Source organism: Paracoccus sp. NSM (genome assembly GCF_052379855.1).
Classification (GTDB): Bacteria; Pseudomonadota; Alphaproteobacteria; order Rhodobacterales; family Rhodobacteraceae; genus Paracoccus.
On the sequence record NZ_JBQTCG010000010.1, the window covers coordinates 46,385 to 70,192 of the forward strand.

23 protein-coding genes are annotated in these 23,808 nt (G+C 68.5%); 15 read left to right on the forward strand and 8 right to left on the reverse strand.

Annotation, left to right across the window (positions count from 1 at the left end):
* Positions 1-60 precede the first annotated feature (60 nt).
* From ACTZWU_RS13480 to ftsH, 12 genes are all read left to right on the forward strand, one after another.
* Positions 61-765 (forward strand): CoA transferase subunit A, encoded by a 705-nt coding sequence (locus ACTZWU_RS13480; protein WP_444737878.1) that lies wholly within the window; start codon positions 61-63, stop codon positions 763-765.
* A 2-nt stretch (positions 766-767) separates the two neighbouring features.
* Positions 768-1,394, forward strand: coding sequence for a 3-oxoacid CoA-transferase subunit B (locus tag ACTZWU_RS13485; RefSeq protein ID WP_444737879.1), 627 nt, complete (start codon positions 768-770; stop codon positions 1,392-1,394).
* A gap of 115 nt (positions 1,395-1,509) precedes the next feature.
* Positions 1,510-2,106: a hypothetical protein gene (locus tag ACTZWU_RS13490; RefSeq protein ID WP_444737880.1), complete on the forward strand. Its 597-nt coding sequence runs from the start codon at positions 1,510-1,512 to the stop codon at positions 2,104-2,106.
* Entirely contained in the window at positions 2,103-2,495 is a 393-nt protein-coding gene (gene ybgC, locus ACTZWU_RS13495) for a tol-pal system-associated acyl-CoA thioesterase (RefSeq protein WP_444737881.1), read from the forward strand. Before ACTZWU_RS13490 ends, ybgC begins: the two co-directional genes overlap by 4 nt.
* A gap of 184 nt (positions 2,496-2,679) precedes the next feature.
* Positions 2,680-3,384: a protein TolQ gene (gene tolQ / locus ACTZWU_RS13500; protein ID WP_444737882.1), complete on the forward strand. Its 705-nt coding sequence runs from the start codon at positions 2,680-2,682 to the stop codon at positions 3,382-3,384.
* A complete protein-coding gene (locus tag ACTZWU_RS13505) occupies positions 3,381-3,836 on the forward strand; it encodes an ExbD/TolR family protein (protein WP_444737883.1) in 456 nt (151 codons plus the stop codon). The genes tolQ and ACTZWU_RS13505 overlap by 4 nt, the downstream gene beginning before the upstream one ends.
* 3 nt (positions 3,837-3,839) lie before the next feature.
* Positions 3,840-5,528, forward strand: a complete 1,689-nt coding sequence (locus ACTZWU_RS13510) for a protein TolA (protein ID WP_444737884.1) — start codon at positions 3,840-3,842, stop codon at positions 5,526-5,528.
* A 53-nt stretch (positions 5,529-5,581) separates the two neighbouring features.
* Positions 5,582-6,904, forward strand: coding sequence for a Tol-Pal system beta propeller repeat protein TolB (gene tolB, locus ACTZWU_RS13515; RefSeq protein ID WP_444737885.1), 1,323 nt, complete (start codon positions 5,582-5,584; stop codon positions 6,902-6,904).
* An 8-nt stretch (positions 6,905-6,912) separates the two neighbouring features.
* On the forward strand, positions 6,913-7,449 hold the full coding sequence (pal, locus tag ACTZWU_RS13520) for a peptidoglycan-associated lipoprotein Pal (RefSeq protein ID WP_444737886.1): 537 nt from the start codon (positions 6,913-6,915) through the stop codon (positions 7,447-7,449).
* Positions 7,449-8,390 carry a tetratricopeptide repeat protein gene (locus ACTZWU_RS13525; protein ID WP_444737887.1) on the forward strand — a complete coding sequence of 314 codons (942 nt, stop codon included), beginning with the start codon at positions 7,449-7,451 and terminating at the stop codon, positions 8,388-8,390. Before pal ends, ACTZWU_RS13525 begins: the two co-directional genes overlap by 1 nt.
* 9 nt (positions 8,391-8,399) lie before the next feature.
* Complete coding sequence (gene tilS / locus ACTZWU_RS13530; protein WP_444737888.1) at positions 8,400-9,632, forward strand: tRNA lysidine(34) synthetase TilS; 1,233 nt, start codon at positions 8,400-8,402, stop codon at positions 9,630-9,632.
* Between the two features lie 58 nt (positions 9,633-9,690).
* On the forward strand, positions 9,691-11,583 hold the full coding sequence (gene ftsH, locus ACTZWU_RS13535) for an ATP-dependent zinc metalloprotease FtsH (RefSeq protein WP_444737889.1): 1,893 nt from the start codon (positions 9,691-9,693) through the stop codon (positions 11,581-11,583).
* Positions 11,584-11,650: 67 nt separating this feature from the next.
* Here ftsH and folD read toward each other — a convergent pair whose 3' ends face one another.
* The 8 genes from folD to dnaE all read right to left on the reverse strand — a co-directional run bounded on the left by folD (position 11,651) and on the right by dnaE (position 20,213).
* A complete protein-coding gene (folD, locus tag ACTZWU_RS13540; protein ID WP_444737890.1) occupies positions 11,651-12,526 on the reverse strand; it encodes a bifunctional methylenetetrahydrofolate dehydrogenase/methenyltetrahydrofolate cyclohydrolase FolD in 876 nt (291 codons plus the stop codon).
* Entirely contained in the window at positions 12,523-12,828 is a 306-nt protein-coding gene (locus ACTZWU_RS13545) for a chorismate mutase (RefSeq protein WP_444737891.1), read from the reverse strand. The genes folD and ACTZWU_RS13545 overlap by 4 nt, the downstream gene beginning before the upstream one ends.
* 39 nt (positions 12,829-12,867) lie before the next feature.
* Complete coding sequence (locus tag ACTZWU_RS13550) at positions 12,868-13,278, reverse strand: MarR family winged helix-turn-helix transcriptional regulator (RefSeq protein WP_444737892.1); 411 nt, start codon at positions 13,276-13,278, stop codon at positions 12,868-12,870.
* A 139-nt stretch (positions 13,279-13,417) separates the two neighbouring features.
* The gene (gene ruvB, locus ACTZWU_RS13555) at positions 13,418-14,455 is read right to left on the reverse strand and encodes a Holliday junction branch migration DNA helicase RuvB (protein ID WP_444737893.1); all 1,038 of its coding nucleotides are present in this window, start codon (positions 14,453-14,455) and stop codon (positions 13,418-13,420) included.
* A complete protein-coding gene (htpX, locus tag ACTZWU_RS13560; RefSeq protein ID WP_444737894.1) occupies positions 14,452-15,360 on the reverse strand; it encodes a zinc metalloprotease HtpX in 909 nt (302 codons plus the stop codon). The genes ruvB and htpX overlap by 4 nt, the downstream gene beginning before the upstream one ends.
* A 13-nt stretch (positions 15,361-15,373) precedes the next feature.
* Positions 15,374-16,108: a Holliday junction branch migration protein RuvA gene (gene ruvA, locus ACTZWU_RS13565; protein WP_444737895.1), complete on the reverse strand. Its 735-nt coding sequence runs from the start codon at positions 16,106-16,108 to the stop codon at positions 15,374-15,376.
* Complete coding sequence (ruvC, locus tag ACTZWU_RS13570; protein ID WP_444737896.1) at positions 16,105-16,614, reverse strand: crossover junction endodeoxyribonuclease RuvC; 510 nt, start codon at positions 16,612-16,614, stop codon at positions 16,105-16,107. Before ruvC ends, ruvA begins: the two co-directional genes overlap by 4 nt.
* Before the next feature lie 128 nt (positions 16,615-16,742).
* Positions 16,743-20,213 carry a DNA polymerase III subunit alpha gene (gene dnaE, locus ACTZWU_RS13575; RefSeq protein ID WP_444737897.1) on the reverse strand — a complete coding sequence of 1,157 codons (3,471 nt, stop codon included), beginning with the start codon at positions 20,211-20,213 and terminating at the stop codon, positions 16,743-16,745.
* Positions 20,214-20,307: 94 nt separating this feature from the next.
* On the opposite strand from dnaE, the gene ACTZWU_RS13580 reads away from it, so the two are divergent.
* From ACTZWU_RS13580 to ACTZWU_RS13590, 3 genes are read left to right on the forward strand one after another with little or no spacing between them, the layout of a single operon-like run.
* Entirely contained in the window at positions 20,308-21,828 is a 1,521-nt protein-coding gene (locus ACTZWU_RS13580; protein ID WP_444737898.1) for an ABC transporter ATP-binding protein, read from the forward strand.
* The gene (locus ACTZWU_RS13585) at positions 21,825-22,901 is read left to right on the forward strand and encodes an ABC transporter permease (protein ID WP_444737899.1); all 1,077 of its coding nucleotides are present in this window, start codon (positions 21,825-21,827) and stop codon (positions 22,899-22,901) included. Before ACTZWU_RS13580 ends, ACTZWU_RS13585 begins: the two co-directional genes overlap by 4 nt.
* A complete protein-coding gene (locus ACTZWU_RS13590) occupies positions 22,898-23,788 on the forward strand; it encodes an ABC transporter permease (RefSeq protein ID WP_444737900.1) in 891 nt (296 codons plus the stop codon). The genes ACTZWU_RS13585 and ACTZWU_RS13590 overlap by 4 nt, the downstream gene beginning before the upstream one ends.
* The last annotated feature ends 20 nt before the right edge of the window (positions 23,789-23,808 follow it).

Genomic DNA, 23,808 nt, shown 5'->3' on the forward strand with positions numbered 1-23,808 from the left:
TTGACAGCGTGTGCGCCTCGCCTAGTGTGCAGGTGCAGAAACACAGACTGGGGGAGGCCGATGAAGAAGGTTTATGCCACTGCGGATGCGGCGCTTGACGGACTGCTGCATGACGGGATGTTCATCGCGGCGGGGGGGTTCGGGCTCTGCGGCATTCCGGAATTGCTGATCGACGCACTGGTGCGCTCGGGCGTGAAGGACCTGACGATCGCCAGCAACAATTGCGGCGTGGATGGGTTCGGTCTGGGCAAGCTTCTGGACACGCGCCAGATCCGCAAGATGATCAGTTCCTATGTCGGCGAGAATGCCGAATTCATGCGGCAATACCTGTCGGGCGAGCTTGAGCTGGAATTCAACCCGCAAGGCACCCTGGCCGAGCGGATGCGCGCGGGCGGCGCGGGCATTCCGGGCTTCTACACCAAGACCGGCGTCGGCACCGTCATCGCCGAGGGCAAGGAGGTCAAGACCTTCGACGGCCAGGATTACATCCTCGAACGCGGGATCGTGGCGGACCTCTCGATCGTCAAGGCCTGGAAGGCCGACGACACGGGCAATCTGGTGTTCCGCAAGACGGCGCGCAACTTCAACCCTCCGGCGGCGATGTGCGGGCGCGTCTGCGTGGCCGAGGTCGAGGAGATCGTCCCGCGCGGCAGCCTGGACCCCGACCTGATCCACCTGCCCGGCATCTATGTCCACCGCATCATCCAGGGCAGCCACGAGAAGCGCATCGAGCAGCGCACCACCCGCAAGCGTGAGGAGGCCTGATCATGGGCTGGGACCGCAACCAGATGGCCGCGCGCGCGGCGCTTGAACTGGAAGACGGGATGTATGTGAACCTCGGCATCGGCATCCCGACGCTGGTGGCCAATTACGTGGGCGACAAGGACATCACGCTGCAATCCGAGAACGGCATGCTGGGCATGGGCCCCTTCCCGTTCGAGGGCGAGGAGGATCCCGACCTGATCAATGCGGGCAAGCAGACGATCACGGAGCTGTCGCGGACGTCCTATTTCGACAGCGCGACGAGCTTCGGGATGATCCGGGGCGGCAAGATCGCGGCGGCGATCCTGGGCGCGATGGAGGTGTCCGAGGCGGGCGATCTGGCGAACTGGATGATCCCGGGCAAGCTGGTCAAGGGCATGGGCGGCGCGATGGACCTGGTCGCGGGCGTGGGCCGGGTGATCGTGGTGATGGACCACACGAACAAGGCGGGCGAATCGAAGGTTCTGCGGGCCTGCACGCTGCCCCTGACGGGCAAGGGCGTGGTGGACCGGATCATCACCAATCTGGGCGTTCTGGACGTCGTGCCGGGCGGTTTGCGGATCGTGGAACTGGCCGATGGCGTGACCGAGGCCGATCTGCGCGCCTCGACCGAGGCGACGATCGTCGCCTGAGACGCCGGGACCATGCGCCGTGCCGAGGGTGCGGAGGGGGCTCTGCCCCCGCCGTCCTGCGGACGGCCCCCCGGGATATTTGAAACCAAGGCAAAGCAGGCCCGGGGCGGAACGGATGATGGGTGCGGACAAGATCGAGCGATTGTTCACCGGCACGGACGGGCGGTTCTTCTGCGCGCGGTGGGGACGGCCCGTGGCGCCGGTCATCTTCGGTCTGGCCGATGAGAGCCTGGACATCTTTCGTGGCGCGATAAGGGCAGGCTTTGCCCATGCCGGGCATCCGCTGGCAGAAACGGACCCCGAGATGGGGGCCAATCTGATGCTGTTCTTCCTGCGCGACTGGGCGGAACTGGAGGACGTGCCGGATCTGGACGCCCTGACCGGACAGGCGGGGTTGCCTGCGCGGCTGGCGGCGGCCTCGGGCGGGGAGGGCGCGGATCAGTACCGCATCTTCCGCTTCGATGCCGATGGCGGCATCCGGGCCTGTCTGGGATTTCTGCGCATGTCCGGCGCTTTGGCCGAGGCCCATCCGGCCCAGCTTGCCGAGGCGGTGATGATGCGGTCTGCCCTGAATTTCGCGCGCGACGTGCGGCCTTCGGCCTCTATGGCGGCGCTGATCCGGGCGGCCTATGATCCGGTCCTGCCGGTGGCCAGCCGCGATCCGAGCCATGCGCTGCGGCTGGCGGCCCGGATGGCGGCCGCCCGGTCATGAGCCACCGCATCCGGCTGCGCGTCTACTACGAGGATACCGACCTGGCCGGTATCGTCTATTACGCCAATTACCTGAAGTTCATCGAACGCGGCCGGTCGGACTGGCTGCGCGATCTGGGTCTGGACCAGCGCGCGCTGAAGGAGGATCAGGGCCTCGTCTTCGCCGTCCGCCGGGTCGAGGCCGATTATCTGGCCCCCGCCCGTTTCGAGGACATGCTGGACGTCACTACCGCGCTGGCCGAGATGCGGCCCGCCCGCCTGATCCTGACGCAGGAGGTTCTGCGCGACGGCGCGGCGCTGTTCCGGGCAAGCGTCACCATCGTCTGTCTGGACGCTTCGGGCCGGCCCGTCCGCCTGCCCGACAGGTTGCGCCGGCTTCTGGCGCCCTGAGCGCCGCAGCGGACAGGCTGGCGCGTTCCCAGCCCCTTGCCTATGAGGCGATTGCGGCACAGCCTGTCCGGAACCGGAGGAAGTGACGCCTTTGTGTTGCCGCGGGGGATGAAACCCGTGGCAGATACAGGGTAAAAGGCGCCCGACCCGGCAGAGCCCGCCGCAGGTCCATGACGACGAGGCAGTGAAGATGGAAACCATTCAGGCCGCCGAGGCCATCGACTTTTCGGCCGTTGGGCTGTTCCTGCAGTCCTCGCTGACGGTGCAGGTCGTGATGATCATGCTGCTTGTGGCCTCATTCTGGGCCTGGGCGATCATCGTCCAGAAATACCTGGTCTTTGCGCGCGCGCGGCGCGATGCGGCGGCCTTTGACCGCGCCTTCTGGTCGGGCGAGCCGCTGGACGACCTGTTCGACCGCATCGGGGACCGCCCGCGCACCGCGCCCGAGCGCATCTTTGCCGCCGGGATGACCGAATGGAACCGCAGCCAGCGCGACAGCGGCGAGTTGATCCCCGGCTCTCTGCCGCGCATCGACCGCGCCATGAACATCGCCATCCAGCGCGAGGAAGCCCGCCTGTTCAAGGGCCTTTCGTTCCTGGCGACTGTCGGCTCGACCTCGCCCTTTATCGGGCTCTTCGGGACGGTCTGGGGGATCAAGTCCGCCTTTGAAGGCATCGCACTGAGCCAGGATACCAGCCTTGCCGTCGTGGCCCCCGGTATCGCCGAGGCGCTGCTGGCGACCGCGCTCGGCCTTGTCGCGGCCATTCCGGCGGTGATCTTCTACAACAAGCTGTCGGGCGACGCCGACCGCATCACCGGCAGCTGGGAGAATTTCGCCGACGAATTCGCCAGCCTGCTGTCGCGCCAGATCGAAGAGCCCGCCGCATGAGCGCCTCGGTCGTCAAGCGCGAAGCCCGCAAGGGGCGCGGACGGCGGCGCAACGCGCCCATGTCCGAGATCAACGTGACGCCCTTCGTGGACGTCATGCTGGTACTGCTGATCATCTTCATGGTCGCGGCCCCGCTGCTGACGGCGGGTGTGCCGCTGAACCTGCCCCAGACCGCCGCCAATGCCGTGCCGACCGAACAGGAAGAGCCGCTGGTCATCTCGGTCCCGGCAGATGGTCAGGTTCTGGTCATGGACCTGCCCGTCGCGGATACCGAGGTCGTGGCGCGGCTGCGCGCGATCCTGGCCGAACGGCAATCGGGCCGCGTCTTTCTGCGCGCCGACGGGGCGATCCCCTATGCCCGCGTGGTTCAGATCATGGGCGCGCTGAATTCGGCGGGGATCACCGATATCGTGCTGGTCACCGAGACCGGTGGCCCGCGGATGGATGGCTAGGCGATGAGCGAACGGGAAGAACGCATCGGTCGGTGGGTCTCGGGGGTGGCGCATGGTTCGCTGATCCTCTGGGCGGTGCTGGGCGGTGCGTTGTTCCGGCCGCAGACCATGCCGCCGATGCGCAGCACGCAGGTCTCGACCATCAGCGGCGCCGAGTTCGAGGCGCTGGCCGCAGCGTCCCGTGGGGCGGGGCCGGTCGCGCCGGATGCGACGGCGGTGGCCAGCCTGCCCACGCCTTCGGGCGACGAGGGAGCCGAGGCGCCTGCAGGCTCGACCGCGCCCGAGGCGCAGGACGTGGCCGAGCTGGCACCGCCCGACAGCGCCGAGCCCGCCCCCGATCTGAGCGATTTCGCCGCGCGCGATCCGGTCGCCGTGGCCAGCGATCTGGCCCAGCCCCCCGCCGCGCAATCCCAGGCGCCCGTCGAAAGCCCGGCCGTGCCGCCCGCAGCCGAGACCGCGCCCCTGCCAAGCACCGCGCCTGCCCTCGATGCGCCCGCCCCGCCGCGTTCGGCGCTGGCGCTGGCCGCGTCTCCCCGTCCGCAGCTGCGCCCCGACGACCTGATCGAGGCCTTCAACCGCCGCGTCGCCGAAAGCCGGGCCGCCGAAGCCGCCGAGGAAGCCGCGCGACAGGCCGCAGCCGAAGCCGCCCGCGCCGAGGCCGAGGCCCTTGCGCGAGCCGAAGCAGAGCGGCAGGCCGAAGAACGCCGCCGTGCCGAAGCCGCCGAGGCAGAGCGCCGCGAAGCCGCAGAGCGGCAGGCCGAAGAACGCCGCCGTGCCGAGGCCGCCGAAGCAGAGCGCCGCGAAGCTGCTGAGCGCGATGCCGAAGAACGACGCCGAGCCGAAGCCGCCGAGGCAGAACGCCGCGAGGCCGCTGAGCGCGAGGCCGAAGAACGACGCCGAGCCGAAGCCGCCGAAGCAGAGCGCCGCGAAGCTGCGGAGCGGCAGGCCGAAGAACGACGCCGCGCCGAGGCCGCCGAGGCAGAGCGCCGCGAGGCTGCTGAGCGCGAGGCCGAAGAACGCCGCCGCGCCGAAGCCGCCGAGGCAGAGCGGCTGGCCGCCGAGCGTGAGGCGGCCGATCGCCGCGCGCTGGAAGATGCGCTGCGAGAGGCCCAGCAGAACGACGCCGGCGCCGCAGGGACCGACACGGCCTCGACCGGGGATGCCTTTGGCGGGGATCGCCAGCGGATCGAGGGCGGCGACGGGGCCTCGGCCGGGCTGGACCCGCTGGCTGCGGCCCTTGCGGGCGCGCTGTCGGGCGATGGCGGCGAGGCGCCCGCGCCCGACGTGATGCAATTCGCGCCTTCGGGGATCAGCGCCACGCCCCTGCCCGACCCGCAGGACGACGCAGCACTGGGCGGCCTGCCCGTCGGCGCGCCCCTGTCGCTGGCCGAACGCGAGGGCCTGCGCATGGCGATCGAGCGTTGCTGGAATGTCGGCGCGCTGTCGGTCGAAGCCGCGCAGACCAGCGTGACGGTCGCCTTCTCGCTTGGGCCGGACGGGGTGCCCGAACAGGGCAGCATGCGGATCGCGGATTTCCGCGGCGGCTCGTCCAATGCCGCGCAGCAGGCCTTTGACGTGGCGCGGCGCGCGATCCTGATGTGCGGGCAAGCGGGCTATGCCCTCCCCGCAGCGAAATACGGCCGCTGGCGCGATGTCGAGGTAAGCTTTCGCCCCGGCGGCGTTGAATTCTGACGACCCCTGGCGACGGGCCCGGCCTGCCGCCTGATCACGGTAATGAGGACGCCATGTTCCACAAGCTGACCCTTGCCCCTGCCCTTGCGGCGATCCTGGCCATCGGCGCACCCGCCCTGCCGGCGATGGCCCAGGGCGCGCCCTTGCGGATCGAGATCACCGATGGCGTGATCGAGCCCATGTCCATCGCCATTCCCGCCTTTCACGGCGATGCCGAACTGGCCGCGCGGGTGCGTCAGGTCGTGGCCGACAACCTGACCGGCACCGGGCTTTTCCGCGAGATCCCCGCCGAGGCCCATACCGCCAGCCCCGCCAGCTTTGCCGACCCGGTCAGCTACGAGGAATGGCGCGCGGTGAACGCTCAGGCCCTCGTCTCCGCCGAGGTGACGCGGGTGGGTGAGGATATCAGCGTGCGATTCCGGCTGTTCGACGTGTTCTCGGGTCAGCCGCAGGGCGACGGGATGCAGTTCGACGCCCGCGCCGCCGATTGGCGCCGCGCCGCGCACAAGATCGCGGACCAGATCTATGCGCGCCTGACCGGCGAGCGGCCCTATTTCGACAGCCGCGTGGCCTTCGTGCAGGAGACTGGCCCAAAGAATGCCCGGATCAAGCGCATCGGGGTGATGGATTACGACGGTGCGAACATCCGCTGGATGACCGACAGCGCCTCGCTGGTGCTGGCGCCGAAATTCTCGCCCGACGGGCGGCAGATCCTGTTCACCAGCTATGACAGCGGCTTTCCGCAGATCCGCCTGCTGGATGTGGCCAGCGTGACCTCGCGCCCTCTGACGCAGGACGCGGGCGCGATGGCCTTTGCCCCGGCCTTCAGCCCGGATGGCCGCCGCATCGCCTATTCGCGCGAACAGGGCGGCAATTCCGACATCTGGCTGATGGATGTGGCGACGGGCGGGCAGCGGCCTTTGACCAACGCGCCCTCGATCGAGACCTCGCCCAGCTTCAGCCCGGATGGCAGCCGCATCGTCTTTGAAAGCGACCGTTCGGGGACGCCGCAGCTTTACATCATGGGCCTCGATGGCGCCGAACCGCAGCGGATCAGCTTTGGCGACGGCCGCTACGGCACGCCGGTCTGGTCGCCGCGCGGCGACATGATCGCCTTCACCAAGCGGATCGGCGACCGGTTCCATATCGGCGTGATGCGGACCGACGGGTCGGGCGAGAAGATGCTGACCGAATCCTTCCTGGACGAAGGGCCGACCTGGGCGCCGAATGGGCGGGTGGTGATGTTCACGCGCGTCACTCCGGGCGGAACCGGCGAGCCGCGGCTGCATTCTGTGGACATCACCGGGCGAAACATGCGACCGCTTCAACTGGATTTTGCCGCCTCGGACCCGTCCTGGGGACCGCTGCTGCCATGAGGGATAAGATGACCCACGCCGCGACCAAGCCTGCCCTGATCGCCTGTCTTCTGGCGCTGGCCGCCTGTGCGCAGCCTGCGCCGCCTGCGCCGCCGGTGATCGACCCCTATGCCCAGACCGGGGCGGGCGCGGTCTTTCAGGGCAACCTGCCGGGCGGCGTGATCGGGGTCGAGGGCAGCGCGCAGTTCTTCCGCGCGCAGGTCGGCGACACGGTCCTGTTTCCGGCCGAACAGACCGCACTGACGCCCGAGGCCCGCGCGATCCTGTCCCGCCAGGCTGACTGGCTGAACCGGAACGGCAATTTCACCGCCATCGTCCAGGGCCATGCCGAGGAAACCGGCACGCGCGAATACAACCTTGCGCTTGGCGCCCGGCGTGCCAGCGCGGTGCAGGAATATCTGGTGGCGCAGGGCGTCGCACCGGGGCGCATCCGCACCCTGTCCTTCGGCAAGGAGCGCCCGGCCGAGATCTGTTCCGACGAAAGCTGCTATGCCCGCAACCGCCGCGCCGTGACGGTGGTCAGCGATGGCGGGGCGGGTCTGTGATGCGCGTCTGGCCGGTCGCCCTGTTTCTGGCGCTGGCCAGCCCCGCGCTGGCACAGCAGGCCGAAGCGCCCGCATCGCCTGCCGAAACGCCCAGCCGCGATGCGTCCCTGCACGAGATGCGGGCAAGCCTTGCCGAGTTGCGCGCCAATCTTCAGCGGCTGCGCGCCGAACTGGTCGCATCCGGGGCCGAGGGCTTTCAGGCGGCGGGCGGCGAGACCGCGATCGACCGCATGAACGCGATGGAGGCGCAGCTGATGCGCCTGACCGATCAGGCCGAACGCCTTCAGAACCGCATCAACCGCGTGGCGACCGACAATGAACGTCGGCTGGCCGATCTGGAATTCCGCCTCTGCGAGATGGACGAGACCTGCGATCTCAGCGCGCTGACGGTGCCTTCGGGCGTGGGCGGGCTGGCGCCGGAACTGGCGCCCTCGGCCCCTGCGCCCAGCATGGATGACAGCACCGCAGGCGCGGCGACCGCCGCCGAACAGGCCGATTTCGACCGCGCCCGCACCGCGCTTGACGCGGGCAACACGCTGGAGGCCGCACGCCTCTTCGCGCAGGTGGCCGAGGCCCATGCCGGAGGCCCCCTGACCGCCGAGGCACTGTTCCTGCGCGGGGTGGCGCTGGAACGCGGCGGCGATCCGCGCGCGGCCGCGACCGCGTGGCTTGAAGGCTTCGCCGCCGATCCCGACAGCCGCCGGGCGGGTGAAAGCCTGCTGGGCATCGCCCGCGTGATCGAGGGTCAGGGCGACACCACCGCCGCCTGTCTCTATCTGGCCGAGATCCCGGCGCGTTTCCCCGGCAGCGCCCCCGCGCAAGAGGCCGAGGCCGGTCTGGTCCGGCTGGGCTGCGGCAGCGCCGATCTGGGCGCCTTGGACCCGCTGCTGGACCCCGCGCTCGATCCCGAGGCGCTGGCCGATCTGGCCGAACACGACTAGGGGCCGGGGGTGATCGCCTCGGGCAGCGACCCGGCCACGCGGATCATGGCGGCACTGGACCGTCTGGCGGGCGATCTGCCCGCGCTTGGGCTGGCCGTGTCGGGCGGCGGCGATTCGGTCGCGCTGATGCAGGTGGCCGCAGAATGGGCGCGCGGACGCCGCATCATGGTCGCCACCGTGGATCACGACCTGCGCCCCGGCAGCGACCTCGAGGCCGCCGAGGTCGGTCGCGCCGCCCGCGCCCTTGGCCTGAGCCACGTCACCCTGCGCTGGCAGCGCGAGACCCGCAGCGGCAACCTGATGGCGCAGGCCCGCGACGCACGGCTGCGGCTGCTGGCGGGCTGGGCGCAGCGCAACGACCTGCCCGCCGTGGCGCTTGGCCATACCGCCGACGACATGGCCGAGACGCTGCTGATGCGGCTGGTCCGCAGCGCCGGGATCGACGGGCTGGCGGGCATGGCCGAATGGCGTGACGCCTTCGGGATGCGCTGGCTGCGCCCGGCCCTCGGCACGCACCGGCAGGAACTGCGCGACTGGCTCAAGGCGCGCGGCGTCTCGTGGATCGACGATCCCAGCAATGAGAACACCGATTTCGAACGCGTCCGCGTCCGCCGCGCGATGGCCACGCTTGGTCTCGACCCTGCCCCGCTGGCCCTGGCCGCCCGCCATATCGCCGAGGCGCGCGACGCGCTGTGCGATTTCGCGGCCCTTGTGGCGCGGGAGGCGCAGATCGAACAGGGGCGCCTGATCCTGCCGCGCGGCGCCTTCAACGAGGCCCCGCCCGAGATCCGGCGCCGCCTGCTGGTCGCCTCGTGCCGCTGGATCACCGGTGCCGATTACCCGCCGCGTCGCGCCACGCTGCTGCACGCGCTGCGCTCGATCGAGGCGGGGGCGCGGGTCACGCTGGACGGCACGATGATCGCGCCCTCGGGTGCCGATCTGCGCCTGACGCGCGAGGCAGCGGCGGCCGGGCGCGCCGTGCCGGTCGTCACCGGTGCCTGGGACCGGCGCTGGCTGGTCGAGGGGCTGGCGCCGGGCCAGCATGTCGCGGCCCTTGGCACGGCGCATCTGACCCGCCTCGCTTGGCGCGATGCGGGCCTGTCCCGCGACGAGGCCGCCGCCAGCCCCGCCATCTGGCAGGGCGAAACGCTGGTCGCCGCCGCCCTGCTGCGGCAGGGTCCGTGGCGCGTCACCCCCCTTCGTGGCGCGGCAGATTTCCGCAGCCTGGTGAAGGCACATTGAACCTTTGCCGATAATCCCTATTTTCAGGACAACCGCTTTCCCCGCCGGAGGACCGACTTTGGGCAACGCACGCAACTTCGCCTTTTGGGTGGTTCTGTTTCTGATGATCCTGGCGCTGTTCAACATGTTCAGCGACGGGGCCGGCACCGCCAACAGCCGGCAGATCAGCTATTCGGAATTCATGCAGAGGGTGCAGAACGATCAGGTCAGTGCAGTGGTCATCGACGGCGAGAACGTCGCGATCACGGGCGCGGACGGCCAGCAATACGCGACCATCCGCCCCCTGGGCGAGGAACTGGCCGGAAACCTGGTCAATCGCGGCGTCGATGTGCGCGTGGTGCGTCAGCAAAGCTCGGGCTTCATGTCGATGCTGGGCGTCTGGCTGCCCTTCATCCTGCTGATCGGCGTCTGGATCTTCTTCATGAACCGGATGCAGGGCGGCGGGCGGGGCGGCGCGATGGGCTTTGGCAAGTCGCGCGCCAAGCTCTTGACCGAGAAATCGGGCCGCGTGACCTTCGATGACGTGGCGGGCATCGACGAGGCCAAGGAAGAGCTTGAAGAAATCGTCGAATTCCTGCGCAATCCGCAGAAATTCAGCCGTCTGGGCGGCAAGATCCCGAAAGGCGCGCTGCTGGTCGGCCCTCCCGGCACCGGCAAGACGCTGCTGGCGCGCGCCATCGCGGGCGAGGCGGGCGTGCCGTTCTTCACCATCTCGGGCTCGGACTTTGTCGAGATGTTCGTGGGTGTCGGCGCATCCCGCGTGCGCGACATGTTCGAGCAGGCCAAGAAATCCGCCCCCTGCATCCTGTTCATCGACGAGATCGACGCGGTGGGCCGCGCCCGCGGCGTGGGCATCGGTGGCGGCAATGACGAACGCGAGCAGACGCTGAACCAGCTTCTGGTCGAGATGGATGGTTTCGAGGCGAATGAGGGCATCATCATCGTCGCCGCGACCAACCGCAAGGACGTGCTGGACCCCGCGCTGCTGCGTCCGGGCCGCTTCGACCGCCAGATCTATGTGCCGAACCCCGACATCAAGGGCCGCGAGCGCATCCTGTCGGTCCATGCCCGCAAGGTGCCGGTCGGCCCCGACGTGGATCTGCGGATCATCGCGCGCGGCACGCCGGGCTTCTCGGGCGCCGACCTGATGAACCTGGTGAACGAGGCCGCGCTGATGGCCGCCCGCATTGGCCGCCGCTTCGTCAGCATGGAAGATTTCGAGAATGCCAAGGACAAGGTCATGCTGGGCGTCGAGCGCCGCAGCATGGTCCTGACGCCCGAGCAGAAGGAAAAGACCGCCTATCACGAGGCCGGTCACGCCGTCGTCGGCCTGTCGCTGCCCAAATGCGACCCGGTCTACAAGGCGACGATCATTCCACGGGGCGGCGCGCTTGGCATGGTCGTCAGCCTGCCCGAGATGGACCGGCTGAACTTCCACAAGGACGAGGCTAAGCAGAAGATCACCATGACCATGGCCGGCAAGGCCGCCGAGATCATCAAATACGGCGAAGAGGGCGTGTCGAACGGCCCTGCCGGCGACATCCAGCAGGCCAGCGCGCTGGCCCGTGCGATGGTGATGCGGTGGGGCATGTCCGACAAGGTCGGCGCGGTGGACTACGCCGAGGCGCATGAGGGCTATAACGGCAGCACCGGCGGTTTCTCGGTCTCGGCCGCGACCAAGGAGCTGATCGAACAAGAAGTCCGCGAGCTGATCGAAGAAGGCTATCAGGAAGCCCGTCGCATCCTGATCGAGAAAGAGGCAGAATTCGAGCGTCTGGCCAAGGGCCTTCTGGAATACGAGACTTTGACCGGCGAGGAGATCGGCAAGATCCTTCGCGGCGAGCCTCTGGATGGTGGCGATGACAGCGGGCCGGGCAGCGTCATCCCCTCGGTCACCGCGATCCCCAAGGCGGGCAAGCCCGCTCAGGGCGGCGACCCCGCCCCGGCCTGAGCCGATCTTCAGGAACGACAAAGCCCCGGCAGGACCGGGGCTTTTTCATGCGCGCCGTGGGGCGGGCTCAGGGGGTCAGCCCCTCGGGGTCCGGCAGGCCGTTCGCGCGGGCCGTTGCGGTCAGGGTATTGGCCAGCAGGCAGGCGATGGTCATCGGCCCCACCCCGCCGGGAACCGGCGTGATCGCCCCCGCCACCGGCAGGGCGCTGGCGAAATCGACATCGCCGACCAGCCCGGCCTCGGTCCTGTTGATGCCGACATCGATGACCGTCGCGCCGGGCTTGATCCAGTCGCCCCTGACGAATTCGGCGCGGCCGACGGCGGCGACCAGAATATCGGCCTCGCGGCACAGCGCGGGCAGGTCGGCGGTGCGCGAATGCGCGACTGTGACCGTCGCACTGTCACGCAGCAAAAGCTGCGCCATCGGCTTGCCGACGATGTTGCTGCGCCCGATCACCACCGCGCGCTTGCCGGCCAGATCGCCCAGCCGGTCACGCAGCAGCATCAGGCAGCCAAGCGGCGTGCAGGGCACCATCGCCTTTTGACCCGTCGCCAGACGCCCGACATTCAGGATGTGGAACCCGTCCACGTCCTTTTCGGGCGAGATCGCGTTGATCACCGCCGCCTCGTCCATGTGGCGCGGCAGGGGCAGTTGCACGAGAATGCCGTTCACCGCCGGATCGGCGTTCAGCCGCGCGATCAGCGCCAGCAGCTCGGCCTCGGGCGTGGTGTCGGGCAGGCGGTGTTCGAACGAGGCCATGCCGACCTCGACCGTCATGCGCCCCTTGGACCGCACATAAACCTGGCTGGCCGGATCCTCGCCCACCAGCACGACCGCAAGGCCCGGCTTGATGCCGCGACCGGCCAGAGCCGCCACCTCGGCGGCGATCCGGTCACGCAATCCGGCCGCAAAGGCCTTTCCGTCGATGATCGCTGCGGTCATGGCTGCTCCTTGCGTTCAAGCTGGCGTTCTTCCTGGGCGATGGCGGCCTCGATCAGCTGGCGCCAGATCGTCTCGATCAGGTCGGCGTCCAGCCCCGCTGCCGTCGCATGGCTGCGGGCATTGGCGACAACCTCTTCGACGCGGGCCTCGATGCGGGCGGGCCAGCCATTCACCGCCTTGAGCTGGGCCGCACGGTCGATCAGGTCGCGGCGGCGCGCCAGCAGGCGCACCAGATCGCGGTCCAGTGCGTCGATCTCGGCCCGCAGGGCCTGCATATCGGGGATCTGGTCGGTGGGCTTCATGCCCGTCCCATGCAACGCCGCAAGGGAATACGCAAGGGTTCAGCCTGCCGCAGAGGCCAGCGCGCGGCGCAGGCGCCACAAAAGCGATTGCAGGCTTTCGACCTCGGCCAAGCTCAGCCCGTGCGACTCGCTGATACGTTTCAGCACGCCGCGCGCGGGCTTCTGCAGCGCCCGCCCGGCATCGGTCAGGCTGACGCGGACGCGGCGTTCGTCATCGGTGTCGCGCTTGCGATCCACCAGCCCGGCCTGTTCCAGCCGCTTGAGCAGCGGCGTCAGGGTGCTGCTGTCCAGCCCCAGCCCCGCGCTGATGATCCCCACGCTCTGCCCGTCCTCCTGCCACAGCGACGTCAGCACCAGGAACTGAGGATAGGTCACGCCCAATTCGTCCAGCATCGGCTTGTAAAGCCGGCCAAAAGCCAGATTGGCGGCATAGACATCGAAGCAGAGCATCGATTCCAATGAGAAGTGAGACGAATCGTTCATATTTTCTATCTATGGGCCAACAGCCCTACGCGCAATTAACGAATTTCGTTAGACCGATTTGTCGCCTATGCGCAGGGCTGAATCCCTAAACTTTTAGAGATTGCGTTCAGCCCTCGCCCTCGAACAGGTCGGTCTGCGCCGGGGTCCGGGGCGCGTCGATCCCCAGATGGCGCCATGCGCGCGGCGCAAGCTGGCGCCCGCGCGGAGTGCGCGCGATCAGGCCCTGCTGCAGCAGATAGGGCTCGATCACCTCCTCGATGGCGTCGCGGCTTTCCGACAGGGCGGCGGCCAGCGTCTCGACGCCGACCGGCCCGCCGCCGTAATGCTGCGCCATCAGCGTCAGATAGCGCCGGTCCGCCCCGTCGAGGCCCAGATCGTCCACCCCCAGCCGCGTCAGCGCCAGATCGGCGATCTCGCGCGTCAGGCGGCCATTGCCTTCGACCAGCGCGAAATCGACCACCCGTCGCAGAAGCCGCCCGGCAATGCGCGGCGTGCCACGGGCGCGGCGGGCGATTTCCAGCGTGCCTTCGGGATCGGCGCTGATCCCCATCAGACGCGCGCCGCGCTGCACGATCAGGTCAAGCTCCGGTATCTCGTAGAACTGCAGGCGCGTCGGAATGCCGAAGCGGTCGCGCAAAGGGGTCGTCAGCAAGCCAAGCCGGGTCGTCGCCCCGACCAGCGTGAAGGGTTGCAGCTCGATCCGGACGGTGCGGGCGGCAGGCCCCTCGCCGATAACCAGATCCAGCTCGAAATCCTCCATCGCGGGGTAGAGCACCTCTTCGACGGCGGGGTTCATACGGTGGATCTCGTCGATGAACAGCACGTCGCGGGCTTCCAGATTGGTCAGGATCGCGGCCAGATCCCCCGCCCGCGCGATGACCGGCCCCGAGGTCATGCGGAAGTTCACGCCCAGCTCGCGCGCCATGATCTGCGCCAGCGTGGTCTTGCCCAGACCCGGCGGGCCGTAGAACAGCGTGTGGTCCATCGCCTTGCCGCGCATCCTGGCGCTTTCGATGAAGACCTTCAGGTTCGCCCGCGCCTCGGCCTGACCGACGAATTCCGACAGGCCCTGAGGCCGCAGGGCGCGATCCTCGGCATCGCCCTCCATCCGGTCGGCGCGCAGGACGGGGTCGGGTTGGCTCATCCGCGCGACCAGGGGTCGTTGCGGCCCGCACGCGGAATGCGGCTGGCGGCGGTCGGACGCACGGGCGCGGCGCGCCCCTCCAGCGCCATGAGGCGGGCGATGCGTTCCTCGGTCGGGGGGTGGGTGGCGAACAGCCGGTCGGCCCGCAGCGCGTGCAGCGGGTTTATGATGAACATAGCCGCGGCGGCGGGGTTCTTTTCGGCGGGCAGATTCACGCTGCGGCCCGCGGCCGCGCTGATCCGCTGCAGCGCCGAGGCCAGCGCACGCGGCTGCCCGCAGATCGCCGCGCCGGTCGCGTCCGCCTCGTATTCGCGGGCGCGCGAGATCGCCATCTGCACCATGGCGGCGGCGAGGGGGGCAAGGATCATGGCCAGGATCGCGCCGATCCCGCCCCCGCGCCCATCGCGGCCGCCCATGAACAGCATCATGTTGCCCATCATGGCAATCGCCCCCGCCATCGTGGCGGTGATGGTCATGGTCAGCGTGTCGCGGTGCTTGATATGGGCCAGTTCATGCGCGATCACGCCCGCGATCTCGTCCCGGTTCAGCGCGCGCAAGAGGCCTTGCGTCACCGCGACTGCGGCATTCTCGGGGTTGCGGCCGGTGGCAAAGGCGTTGGGTTGTTCGGTCGGCAGCAGGTAGAGCTTGGGCATCGGCATATCGGCGCGGCGGGCCAGATCGGCGGTCATGGCGTAAAGCTCGGCCCCTTGGTTGGGCGACAGCTCGACCGCGCCCTGCTGGCGCAGGACCATCTTGTCGCTGTTCCAATAGGCGAAGAAGTTCATGCCCCCCGCGATCAGCAGCGCCAGAACCGCGCCACCGCCGCCGCCCAGCATCCAGCCCAGAACCATGACCAGCGCCGTCAGCGCGGCCATCAGCATGAAGACCTTGATATTCGCTTCCATCAACCAGCCTCCGCTAATCCTTCGGCGCCAGAAGACGCAGCGCCGCCCGGATCAGAACGGGGGTCGAGGCGCCCGGTTCCCCCGCCTGAGCCTCGGCCACAGCCGCCGCCGCCTCGGACGGACCATAGCCCAGATTGGCCAGCGCCGACAACGCGTCCGCCATGGCCTGACCGGAATTTGAGGCCGCAGACCCGCCCGCCTTTCGCACGGCGGCTGGCGGGGGGGGCGCCGTGGCGCCCGGCGCCGCGGCGGCGGAGGCGTCGGGCTCGATGCCCGACGCCTCCGCGCCACCGCCCGCGGCAACGTCCCCCGCATCGACGGTCAGCGCGCCGCCCAGGGCCATGACCGAGGGCGCCTTGTCCTTCAGCTCCAGCACGATCCGCTGCGCGAGCTTCGGCCCGACCCCGTTCGCCTTGCGGACCGACGCCCAGTCCCCCAATGCGATCGCGCGCCCAAGCCCCTCGGGTCCAAGCGTGCCGAGGATCGCCAGCGACACCTTGGCGCCCACCCCCTGAACCGAGGTCAGAAGCCGGTGCCATTCCTTTTCCAGCATCGTCGGAAAGCCGAAGAGTTGCAGCAGATCCTCGCGCACGACCAGTTCGGTATAAAGCGCTGCCCCCTGCCCGACCGGAGGCAGCATCGCCGCCGTCCTTTCGCTGACATGAACGATATAACCCACGCCCCGCACGTCGATCAGCACATGATCGCGCGCCCGGTGAAGGATGATCCCCGCGATCCGCCCGATCATGCCGCGCCCTTTCCGGCGGCGATCACGCGCAGGCTGCGCCCCTGAAGATGGCGCGCGTGGCAGATGGCGATGGCCAGTGCATCCGCCGCGTCAGGGCTTTCGAAACGGACGCCGGGCAATTGCACGCGCACCATATGCTGCACCTGTTCCTTGCCCGCGTGGCCCACGCCGACCACGGTCTTCTTGACCGCGTTCGGGGCGTATTCGCCGACCGCGATCCCGGCTTCGGCCGGGGCCAGCAGCGCGATGCCGCGCGCCTGACCCAGTTTCAGCGTGCCGGTCGCATCCTTGTTTACGAAGGTCTGCTCTACCGCCGCCTCGTCGGGTTGATGGGCCGCAATCACCGTGCAAAGACCCCGAAACAGCACCGAGAGCCGCGCGCCCAGATCCTGCGCGCCGTCGGAATGGATCGTGCCATTGGCGACATGGCGGATGCGCGGGCCATCGACCTCGATCACGCCCCAGCCCATGTTCCGCAAACCGGGATCAATGCCCAAGACCTTCATGCTGCCCCCTTTTTTGAATTCCTAGCACGAAGCGGGAACATCTGGCCAGTGGGGATGGCGGGCACGCCGGGGGCGCTTCGCCCCCCGGACCCCCCGAGGATATTTGAGTGAAGAAGAAGTGCTGGCCGCTATTCTTCGATGACGTCGAGCACGCCGGGTACCGCGCGCAGAGCCTGGCGGGCCGGAGTTGTCAGCGGGGCGTCGTTGGCGACCTCGATCTCGATGATTTCGTCCTCGTGGCGCAGGCGCAGGCGGATCGGGCCGCGGGCGCGCGAGGGGGCGGTGATCTCGGTCGTGACGCGGTGCAGGACCTCGGCCAGGCGGGGGATCGTGTCGGCGCCCTGGATTTCCAGCGCGAGGCAGCCCGCCCCCGCATCGGCGACGAAATCCTCGAGCAGGCTGACCGAATTGGCCAGCATCTTCACCTGATCGCCAGAAGGCTCGACCTTGACCTGCAGGACGACGTTCTGCCCCGGCTCGAGCTTGTCGCGCGCGGCAGACAGCAGGTCCGAAAAGCACGTCACCTCGTAGAGCCCCGTCGGGTCGGACAGGCTGACGAAGGCATAGGCGGTGCCCTTGGCCGATTTGCGTTCCATCCGCGCCGCCACCGTGCCCGCGATGAAGGCGACCATCGGCCCCGTCTCGGCCTCGCGCGAGATTTCGGCGAGGGTCTGCACCTTCTTGCGTTTCAGCGCGGTCTGGTAATCGTCCAGCGGATGGCCCGAGAGGTAGAAGCCGATGGCCTTGTGTTCCTCGCCCAGTTTCTCGGTCGGCAGCCAGACCTGCGCCAGCGGGGCGCGGGGCGGCGGCAGATCCTCGCCCGCGCCGAAAAGCGAGGTCTGGCTGGAGGCCGCCTGTTCCTGCACTGCCGCAGACCAGGCGACCAGCGCGTCAAGCGACTTCATCACACGCGCGCGGTTCTCGTCCAGCGCGTCGAAGGCGCCCGCGCGGGCCAGCATTTCCAGCGGGCGCTTGCCCACCCGCTTCATGTCCACGCGGCGGGCGAAGTCGTGGATGTCCTTGAACGGCCGGTCGCCGCGCGCGTCGTGGACCAGCCGCATCGCCTCGATCCCGACCCCTTTGAGCGCGCCGAGCGCGTAGTGGATGCGCCCCTGCCCCACCGTGAAGGTGGGCGCCGAGCGATTGACGCAGGGCGGCACGATCTCGATCCCCATGCGGTCGCATTCGCGCTTGTAGACCGCCAGCTTGTCCGTCAGGTGGATATCGCAGTTCATCACCGCGGCCATGAACTCGACCGGGTGGTTGGCCTTGAGCCAGGCGGTCTGGTAGCTGACCACCGCATAGGCCGCCGCGTGGGATTTGTTGAAGCCGTAATTGGCGAACTTCTCCAGCAGGTCGAAGACCTCGCCGGCCTTCTTTTCCGGCACGCCGTTGGCGATCGCGCCCTTGACGAATTTGGGCCGTTCCTTGGCCATCTCGGCGGCGATCTTCTTGCCCATCGCGCGGCGCAGAAGGTCCGCGCCGCCGAGCGAGTAGCCCGCCATGACCTGCGCGATCTGCATCACCTGTTCCTGATAGACGATGATGCCCTGCGTCTCGGCCAGGATATGGTCGATGCTGGGATGGATCGATTCCAGTTCGCGCTGCCCGTTCTTGACCTCGCAATAGGTCGGGATGTTCTCCATCGGGCCGGGACGATAGAGGGCCACGAGGGCCACGATGTCCTCGATGCAGGTGGGCTTCATGCGGCGCAGCGCGTCCATCATGCCCGAGCTTTCCACCTGGAACACCGCGACCGTGCGGGCGCTGGCGAACAGATCATAGCTGGCCTTGTCATCCAGCGGGATCAGGTTGATCTGGTTCTCGGTCCCCGGCGCAGGCTGGTAAAGCTGGCGCCCGTCGGCTGCGACATGCAGGGGCCGCCCCTGCCCGTTGATCAGATCGACCGCGTTCTGGATCACCGTCAGGGTCTTCAGGCCCAGAAAGTCGAACTTGACCAGCCCGGCCTGTTCCACCCATTTCATGTTGAACTGCGTGGCCGGCATGTCGGATGCCGGATCGCGATAAAGCGGCACAAGCTGGTCCAGCGGCCGGTCGCCGATCACCACCCCGGCGGCGTGGGTCGAGGCGTTGCGGTAAAGTCCTTCGAGCTGTTCGGCGTAGTCGAGAAGCCGGCCCACGACCTCCTCCCGCGCCGCCTCGCGCAGGCGGGGTTCGTCGGCGCGGGCCTTGGTGATGCTGACGGGCTTCACGCCCTCGACCGGGATCATCTTGGACAGGCGGTCCACCTGTCCAAAGGGCAGTTGCAGCACACGGCCCACGTCGCGCACCGCCGCCTTGGACAGAAGCGCGCCGAAGGTGATGATCTGGCCCACCCGGTCCTTGCCGTATTTGTCCTGCACGTAGCGGATCACCTCTTCCCGGCGGTCCATGCAGAAGTCGATGTCGAAATCCGGCATCGAGACGCGTTCGGGGTTCAGGAAGCGTTCGAACAGCAGCGAATAGGCCAGCGGGTCCAGATCGGTAATGGTCAGCGCATAGGCGACCAGCGATCCCGCCCCCGAGCCGCGCCCCGGACCGACCGGGATGCCCTGCGCCTTGGCCCAGCCGATGAAATCCGCGACGATCAGGAAATAGCCGGGAAAGCCCATCTGTTCGATGATGCCCAGTTCGAAATCCAGGCGGGCGTGGTATTCCTCGACGCTGACGGCATGGGGGATGACCTTCAGCCGCGCCTCGAGCCCCTCGCGGGCCTGACGGCGCAGTTCGGCGACCTCGTCATCGGCGAATTTCGGCAGGATCGGCGCGTGTTTCGACACGGCGAAGGCGCAGCGGCGGGCGATTTCGACGGTGTTGTCCAGCGCCTCGGGCAGGTCCGCGAACAGCACCGCCATTTCCTCGGGCGTCTTGAAATAATGCTGCGGCGTCAGGCGGCGGCGGGGCTGGGACTGATCCACATAGGCCTTTTCCGCAATGCAGATCAGCGCGTCATGGGCCTCGTACATGGTCGGCTTGGGAAAATGGACATCGTTCGTCGCCACCAGCGGCAGGTCGCGCGCATAGGCGATGTCGATCAGCCCGCCCTCGCTGGCGGCCTCGGCGGCCATCAGGGAGCCGTCCTCGCCCGGATGGCGCTGCAATTCGACGTAAAGCCGCGTCGGAAAAGCCTCGGCCAGACGTGCGGCCAGCGCATCGGCCTTGGTCGCCTGCCCCTGCGCGATCAGCTGGCCCAAAGGCCCCGTCGCGCCGCCGGTCAGGCAGATCAGCCCCTCGGCATGGGCGCATAATTCATCGACGGTGACATGGGGCAGCGCGCCCCCCTCGCGCAGATAGAGGCACGAGGACAGCGCCATCAGGTTCATCCAGCCATCACGGTTCTGCGCCAGAAGGACGACCGGGCCGGTCGCCTCGGCCGCCAGCGTCACCTGACAGCCGATGATCGGCTGAACCCCCTTGTCGCGGGCCTTCACGCTGAATTCCAGGGCCGCGAACATGTTGTTCGTGTCTGTCAGCGCCACGGCAGGCATGCCCGCATCGGCGGCAAGGCTTGGCAATTTGCCCACAGGAATGGCACCTTCCAGCAGCGAATGCTCGGAATGTGTGCGAAGATGGATGAATCGGGGGGATTTCTCGGCCATGATCCCATCAGTATCTCAGCCTGACCGAATAGCGCAATTGCACCTCGGGCGATTGCCGGTTTAAGCAGGTGAAGTTTTGACCAAGGGGACAGATTTGGCCGAGCCGACCGTCTTTCGCGCCGAGGGGATCGGCAAGTCCTATCCCGGCGTCCGGGCCAATGACGACGTCTCCTTTGCCGTGAGGCCGGGCGAGATCCATGCCCTGCTGGGCGAGAACGGCGCGGGAAAATCCACGCTGGTCAAGATGATCTATGGCCTCGTTCGGCCTGACGACGGGCGGATGTTCCTGCTGGACGCACCCCACGCGCCCCATGATCCGCGCGCCGCGCGGGCGGCGGGCGTGGCGATGGTGTTCCAGCATTTCAGCCTGTTCGACGCGCTGACGGTCGCCGAAAACATCGCCCTGGGGATGGAGAACCCGCCCCCCCGGCGCGAACTGGCCGCGCGGATCACGCAGGTCAGCCACGATTTCGGCCTGCCCCTGAACCCCACGCGCCGCATCGTCACCCTGTCGGCGGGCGAGCGTCAGCGGGTCGAGATCATCCGCTGCCTGTTGCAGAACCCGCGGCTGTTGATCATGGACGAACCGACCAGCGTCCTGACCCCGCAAGAGGCCGAATTGCTGTTTGCCACCCTGCGAAAGCTGGCAGCCCAAGGGACCGCGATCCTCTACATCAGCCACAAGCTCGAGGAAATCCGCGCCCATTGCGACCGCGCCACGATCCTGCGGCATGGCCGCGTCGTGGACAGTTGCGATCCCCGCGCCCATTCCGCGCGCGATCTGGCGGCGATGATGGTCGGTGGCCAGATGCGCCAGATCGACCGCTCGGGCCGCCAGGCGGGCGATGTGCTGCTAGAGGTGCGGGGCCTGTCGCTGCCCGCCCCTGATGCCGAAGGCACCGCGCTGAAGGACATCGCCCTGACGCTGCGTGCGGGCGAGATTCTGGGCATCGGAGGCGTCGCCGGCAACGGACAAGAGGAATTGCTGGCCGCCCTGTCGGGCGAGGTCGCCAGCCGCCCCGGAACGGTGACGCTGGAAGGCGCCGACCTGTCGGGCAAGGGCCCCGAGCCGCGCCGCGTCGCGGGCCTTCTGGCCGCGCCCGAGGATCGTCTGGGCCATGCCGCCGTCCCCGATTTCAGCCTGACCGAGAACACGCTGCTGACCGCTGGCGCCCGCAAGGGGCTGGTCCGGGGCGGGCTGATCGACCACGCAGCCGCGCGCGATTATGCGCTGGCGGTGATCCGCGACTTCGACGTCCGCACCCCCGGCCCCCATGTCGCGGCCCGCGCGCTTTCGGGGGGCAACCTGCAGAAATTCGTCATCGGCCGCGAGGTGATGCAGGCGCCCCGCGTGCTGGTCGTGAACCAGCCCACCTGGGGCGTGGATGCGGGCGCCGCCGCCGCCGTCCGCCAGTCGCTGCTGGATCTGGCGCGGCAAGGGGCGGGTGTCATCGTCATCTCTCAGGATCTGGATGAGCTTTTGGAACTGTCCGACCGTTTCTGCGCCCTGAACGAGGGGCGCCTGTCGCCATCGGTGCCGACCGAGGGCCTGACGCTGGACCGCATCGGCCTGATGCTGGGCGGCGCGCATGGCATGGAGGAGGCACGGATATGATCCAGCTTGTCCCACGGCAAAGCGCCTCGAACATATGGCAGATCGCCACGCCGCTGATGGCAGTGCTGGCCACGATGATCACCGGCGGCCTGCTGTTCGCCATCATGGGCCACAATCCGGTGGCGGCGATCCGCACGATCTTCTGGGACCCACTGTTCGGCATGGCCTCCAGCTATTCGCGCCCGCAATTGCTGGTGAAGGCCGCGCCGCTGATCCTGATCGCCAGCGGCCTTGCCATCGGCTTTCGCGCGGGCATCTGGAATATTGGCGCCGAGGGGCAGTACATCATGGGCGCCATCACCGGCGCCGCCGTGGCGCTGGCGCTTTACCCGCTGGAGGCATGGTGGCTGTTCCCGGCCATGGTCGCGGCGGGTCTGGCGGGGGGCTGGGCCTGGGGGATGATCCCCGCGCTTCTGCGAAACTGGTTCGGCGCGTCCGAAATCCTGGTGTCGCTGATGCTGGTCTATGTGGCGCAGCGCATCGCCGCCTGGATGGCGTTCGGCCCGATGCGCAACCCGCAGGGGATGGGCTTTCCCGGCTCGCGCAACCTTCAGCAATATCCCTCGGCCTCGAACCCGGAACTGATCGCGGGAACCGGCGCGCATTGGGGCGTCGTCGCGGCGGCCTTCGCCGTGCTGGCGACGTGGTTCCTGATGAGCCGCCATATCCGCGGCTTCCATGTCCGCGCCGCGGGCACCGCGCCGCGTGCCGCGCGCTTCGCGGGCGTTCGCCCGGCGGTGCTGGTCGCGTTCTGCCTTGGCCTCTCGGGCGCGCTGGCAGGGGCTGCGGGCCTTTTCGAGGTCGCAGGCCCGGCAGGCCAGATCACCGACCGGATCGGCGTGGGCTACGGCTTTACCGCGATCATCGTGGCCTTTCTGGGGCGATTGCATCCGGTGGGCATCCTGCTGGCGGGCCTGCTGCTGGCGCTGACCTATATCGGGGGCGAGCTGGCGCAGCTGACGATGGGCCTGCCCGCCGCCTCGGTCCAGGTCTTTCAGGGGATGCTGCTGTTCTTCCTGCTGGGCTTCGACCTGCTGACCCGCTACCAGATCCGCAGAAGGATCACCGCATGATGATCGACCCGCTTTCCGTCTTTCTGCTGCTGCTGGGCGCCTCGACCCCGATCCTGTTCGCAGCCCTTGGCGAACTGGTGGTGGAGCGCGCGGGCGTGCTGAACCTCGGGGTCGAGGGGATGATGATCACCGGCGCGCTGGCAGGCTTTGGCGCGGCCTATTCGACCGGCAACCCCTTTCTGGGCTTTCTGGTCGCGGCCCTTGCGGGGGCGGCGATCTCGATGCTGTTCGCGGCGCTGACGCAGGTGTTTCTGGCCAATCAGGTCGCATCGGGCCTTGCGCTGACCCTGTTCGGCCTGGGCCTTGCCGCCATGCTGGGCAAGCCCTTCGAGGGCGTGCGCGCCCCCGCCATGCCCGCAGGCCCCTTGGGGATCAACTGGATCGTCTGGCTGGGGCTGGTCATGGTGCCGCTGGTCTGGTGGTTCCTGAACCGCACCCGGTCCGGCCTGATCCTGCGCGCCGTGGGCGAGAACCACGAGGCCGCCCATGCCCTTGGCTACAACATCCGCCTGACCCGCCTGGCCGCGATCGCCTTTGGCGGCGCCATGGCGGGGGTCGGCGGCGCGTTCATCTCGATCGCGACCGTCCTGCAATGGACCGAAGGGATGACGGCGGGCGCAGGCTGGATTGCGCTGGCCATTGTGGTCTTTTCCAACTGGACGGCGCCGGGCGTCCTGGCCGGGGCCTGGCTTTTCGGCGGCGTCACGGTGCTGCAGCTGCGCCTGCAAGCCGCAGGGGTCGCGGTGCCGGTGCAACTGCTGTCGATGGCGCCCTATCTGGCGACGATCATCGTGCTGGTCGCCATCTCGGCCCGGCAGAAATTCAGCAGGCGCGCCGGCACCGGCGCGCCCGGATCGCTTGGCACGAATTTCCACGCGCTGCGCTGAAACGCGGCCCTTCACTTCCA